Genomic DNA, 3,260 nt, shown 5'->3' with positions numbered 1-3,260 from the left:
GGCGGGGCCGGCGCGATCGGCCTGGCGTGGGCGATCCGCCGCCATCGGGGGCGGCCGGGCGTCGACTGGTTCCTCGGCGTGTTCGCGGCACAGACGGTGTGGTGTCTCTCTTACGGGATCGGGCTGCTCGTCGCCGACCCGACGCTCCGGGCCGTCCTGGAGGCGTCGACGTGGCTCGGGATCCTCTGGACGGGTATCGCCTTCCTCGGTTTCGCGCTGGAGTACACGGGGCGGAGCGACGTGGTTCGGAGCCGCCTGTTCGCGGGCGTGGTCGGGTTCGGCGTCCTCTCGACGCTGATACTCGCGACGAACCCGCTCCACGGGGCGTTTTGGACGGGGTTCCGGGTCGACCCCGTCTTCGGCGTCGCGACGGTGTCGTACGCGTTCGGCCCCTGGGCGTACCTCGTCGTCGCCGTCGAGACCGTCCTCGTCGCCAGCGCGGTGTTCCTCCTCGTGGACACGCTCCTCAGCTATGGCCCGCTCTACCGCCGCGAGAGCGCTGCGGTCGCGATGAGCTCGTTGCCGCCGGGGTTCGCGCTCGTCGCGTGGATCCTCGAGCTCGGACCCGTGCCGCAGCTGCAGCTGGCCCCGATCCTGTTCGTCCCGCACGTCCTGCTCGACGCGTACGCGTTCAACCGTGCCGAGATGTTCGACCGGCACCCGACGACGAGCCGGGCCGCCGAGCGCACCGCGATCGACGACCTCGCGGACCCGATCGTGGCGCTTTCGCTCGACCGGCGGGTGGTGCGGCTCAACCCGGCGGCCGAGTCGCTGCTGGGGGTCGGCGCGGAACAGGCGCGCGACCGACCATTCGACGCGTTCCTCGACGTCGCGATCGACGTGGAGAGCGGCGACGCGGATGGAGGCGACAACGAGATCACGGTCGGCGTCGGCCCGCGACGCCGGACGTTCGCGGTATCGACCGCGGCACTGACCGACCCCGAGGGGACCCACGTCGGCTACACGGTCGTCTTCTCCGACGTCACCGAACGCGAGCGCCGCAGACAGCAGCTGGAGGTGCTCAACCGGATCCTCCGGCACAACCTCCGTAACGACGCGGGCGTGGTGGCCGGCTACGGCGACCTGCTCGTCGAACGGCTGGAGGACCCCGAGCTCGTTCGGATGGCGGACGCCATCGACCGGCGGGCGGGCGCGCTCGCCGCGCTCGGGGAGAAGGCCGGAACGGTTGAGACGCTGCTCTCGGACGGCGACCCCACGACGGTCGACGTTCGCGAACTCGTGAGCGACGTCGTCGACGACGCCCGCGAACGGGCCGGAGAGGACGCCGTCACGCTCGCCGTCGAGGGAACCGACGCGGAGTGGGTCGCGTCCCTCCGTGCGGACGCGCTCCAGGCGATCGTCGCGAACGCCGTCGAGAACGCCGTCGTCCACCACGACGGTCAAGGGACCGAGCGCGCGGACGGCGGGACGTGGGTTCGGGTGACGCTCCGGCGGGAGGACCGCGGGGACGCCGCCGAGTTCGTCCTCGTCGTCGACGTCGACGGTCGCGGGATCCCGGATCACGAGGTGCGCGCGGTCGAATCCGGGCGTGAGACCCCGCTCGAACACGGTTCCGGGCTCGGGCTGTGGGTGATCGAGTGGGCGGCCGGGGCGCTCGGCGCGGACGTCGAGTACGCGACACGGGAGCCGCGGGGAACCCGCGTGACGGCCCGGGTGCCACTTATAAATGATGAGGCGGGGGCGGACGACTGACACGCCGGGTTGACGGCGGGCTCACCGGGGGACGGACAGCCAGCGTCGCCAGCGGCCGCTTATCAATCGGCGGCAGGGATCGGCTCCGGATCGCCGCTGCCGAGTGCGTATACACCCGCGCAGTCGACTGTCGGCGCTCTCCCTTATCAATAGTGCATAAATCGACACCACCGATCCGCCCGCGGCGACTTATAAGTCGTCGCTGTCGAACTTCAGGAGTCCCGCGAGCGGCGGCGCGAGGGTCCAGAACACGAGCATCGCGGCCGCCGACACCTGCTGTGTCGCCGTCTCGCCGGCGAACAGCTGGTCAGCGAGGAACCCGTTCGCGAGCGCCTCGATCCCGGTCGTCGGGTTCGCCACGTCGAGGAACGTCCGGATCTGTTCGGCGGAGGCGGGGAGCCGCGCGACGACCCCGTCGAGCGCGCCGAGGACCTGTCCCGTGATCAGCCCCCACAGCAAGACGAACACCGCGTACACCGTGATTCCGGCGATCAGCGCGCGCTGCTGGGTCGGCATGGCGGCCGAACAGCCGACCGCGATGGAGACGAAGACGACGCCCAGCACCGCGGCGAATATCGTGTAGCCGAAAAAGGCCCCGGCGTTGAACGTCACGGGGATGACGATCAACACGAGCGCGGGCAGGAGGAAGCCGGCGAGGATCGCGAGCGCGATCGCCGCGCCGCGACCGATCACCTTGCCGAAGACGACGTCCGCCCGGGAGTGCGGCAGCGAGAGCAGCAGTTTCAGCGACCCGGACTCCCGCTCGCCGCTCACCGCGTTGTAACCGACGACGATCCCGACGAGTGGGACGAGGCCGGTGACCAACACGGGCCCGACAAGACTGCTCAACAGGAGCTCCGTCGCGAACTGGTCGGCCTCGCCTTGCGGACGGACGATGTAGGCGAAAAGCGAGACCAGAAGCGAGAACAGCGCGACGAGGATAACCATCCCGCGCGACCGCACCGTGTCCTGGAAGTCCTTGTCCGCGACCGCGAGGAGGCTCACGCGTCCACCTCCTCGTCCGCGTCGGTTGCGGAATCGGGACCCGCCGCGGATCCCGGCGCATCTCCCTCCGTGTACGCCAAAAAGAGGTCCTCGAGCGACGCTTCCCGGGTATGGAAGTCCTGGACGTCGACGCCAGCGTCCGCTAACGCCGCGATGACACCGGTCTTGACCCCGCTCTCGCAGTTCACGACCAGCGTGTCACCCGCACCCGACCCGTCAGCGACGGTTTCGACGCCGGAGACGCCGGCGAGCGCGCGGACGGCATCGACGGCCGGATCAGCGGCGGCGTCGACCTCGATCTCCAGCGTCTCCTCGCCGCCGACGGCGTCACGGAGCCCGTCGATGGAGTCCTCAGCGACGAGCTCGCCGTCGCGGAGGATCCCGACACGGTCACAGACGGCCTCGACCTGTCCCAACACGTGCGAGGAGAAGAAGACGGTCGCGCCGCGGTCGGCCTCGGCCTCGACGATCGCGCGCATCTCCTTCGCGCCCGCCGGGTCGAGCCCCGAGGAGGGCTCGTCGAGGACGAGCAGCTCCGGTTC

The 3,260-nt window shown here is 70.4% G+C and carries 3 protein-coding genes; 1 reads left to right on the top strand and 2 read right to left on the bottom strand.

The features are described from left to right. Positions 1-1,713 (top strand): histidine kinase N-terminal 7TM domain-containing protein (locus ACFQEU_RS13410; protein WP_379782951.1); only part of this gene is annotated, 1,713 nt, incomplete at its 5' end. 189 nt (positions 1,714-1,902) lie between these two features. Here ACFQEU_RS13410 and ACFQEU_RS13405 read toward each other — a convergent pair. Continuing rightward, positions 1,903-2,718 (bottom strand): ABC transporter permease subunit, encoded by an 816-nt coding sequence (locus ACFQEU_RS13405; protein ID WP_379782949.1) that lies wholly within the window; start codon positions 2,716-2,718, stop codon positions 1,903-1,905. Next, positions 2,715-3,260, bottom strand: a 546-nt coding sequence (locus ACFQEU_RS13400; RefSeq protein ID WP_379782947.1) for an ATP-binding protein DrrA1-3 family domain-containing protein, incomplete at its 5' end; no start/stop codon positions are given. The genes ACFQEU_RS13405 and ACFQEU_RS13400, both read right to left, overlap by 4 nt.

The organism is Halorubrum tibetense (genome assembly GCF_042661865.1).
GTDB classification, from domain to species: domain Archaea; phylum Halobacteriota; class Halobacteria; order Halobacteriales; family Haloferacaceae; genus Halorubrum; species Halorubrum tibetense.
The sequence above is the reverse complement of the archived record's forward strand: the minus strand, read 5'-3'. Positions and strand labels throughout refer to the sequence as shown.